Origin of the sequence: Streptomyces sp. B1866, assembly GCF_031932565.1 — a bacterium.
In the GTDB taxonomy this organism is placed as follows: domain Bacteria; phylum Actinomycetota; class Actinomycetes; order Streptomycetales; family Streptomycetaceae; genus Streptomyces.
The window spans coordinates 1-1304 of record NZ_JAVSCF010000520.1; the positions used below are offsets into that span (position 1 = coordinate 1).

A 1304-nucleotide genomic window follows, 5' to 3' on the forward strand; every position below is an offset into this window, starting at 1 on the left:
AGCGGCCCGCCGCCCGGCGCGCCGGAGCCCGGCCCGGGCCGGGCTCCTCGCTCGCGTCCGCGTCCGGCGAGGTCCCGGCCACACCGGGACTGGCCACACCGGGCCTGGCCGGAGCCGCCGCCGGGTGCCCCGAGCCGCCCACCCTCGCGCGGGTCATAGACCGGCTCGCCGTGGACGGCGACGGCGCCTCGCCCGCCACGGGGAACGGCGCCGCCCGCGCGGCCGGGGAGGAGCTGGCCGCCCGGCTCAGCGCCGAGCTGGCCCGCGAGGAGGCCGTGGCCCGTACGGCCACCCGGGACGACGGCGCGGAGCCCGGCCGGACCCGTACGGCCAACGGCGCCACCGCCGTGAGCCGGTCCAACGGTTCGCGGGGCGGTGGCGGGGCGGCGGCCCGAGCCACGGCCACCGCACCGGCCACGGCGACCGCGGACAGCCTGGCCGAGGGGTCGGCCGAGCGTCCGGGCGGTGCCGTCGCCGTAGCCGACGGCCCGGGCGGCGGCGACCCGTGGATCGACGCCGCCACGCCCCTCTTCCCGCTCCAGCCGCCCCGCACCGGCCGCGAGCTGCTCGCCGACCACGTCACCGCCATGGTGTGCTGCGCCGCCATGGACACCGCCGGTGCCACGCCCGGCCTGGACTGGTTGGACGGACCCGCGCTGCTCGTCGACGGCCGACGCCGGGCCGACCTGGCGGGCCGGGTGCTGCGCCTGGTCGAGGACGGCGACGCCGGGCCGCTGCGCGGCTGGCTCGTCGAGGTCGGCGTGCGGCCGGACAAGCCCGTACGACTCGTCTGACGCGGTCCGGCCGCGCCCCGCGCGCGGCCGGACGCCGGACAGGAGGGACACCCCGTGGGCACGGACCGCACGGACCGCACGGACCGCACGAACAGCTCGGAACGCGGCGACCGCCCCCAACCCACCGACCGCCCCGAGGGCCCCGAAAGCCCCGACGGCGCGGATCGCGGTGACCGCGGTGACCGCGGAGGCCGCACCGACCGCGACCACCTGACCGGCCGCGCGCACGCGGCCCGGCTCTGGGAGTCGGGAGCGCTCGCGCACGCGGCGACGGACCCGTTCGGTCAGGGACCGCTGCCGTGGCTGCGCGGCGACGGGCGGCGCGGCGGCGACACCGGGCTCGTCGTGCCCTGGTACGTCGACCAGGACGGCCTCCCCGGCGCGCACGGCGGCCCACCGTCCGACCGCCAGAGCCCGTCCGACCGCCTGGGCCCGCCCGGCCGCCGGGTCGGCCTGCCCGCCGCGCGCGGACAGCGCACCGGCGATCGCGGCGGGCCGCCCGGCGGCCAC

2 pseudogenes are annotated in these 1304 nt (G+C 81.4%); both read left to right on the forward strand.

Annotated features, from left to right (window positions below):
* A pseudogene (locus tag RKE29_RS29920) lies at window positions 1–794 on the forward strand (hypothetical protein); the annotation flags it as partial.
* Window positions 795–848: 54 nt separating this feature from the next.
* Window positions 849–1304: pseudogene (locus RKE29_RS29925) on the forward strand (hypothetical protein); the annotation flags it as partial.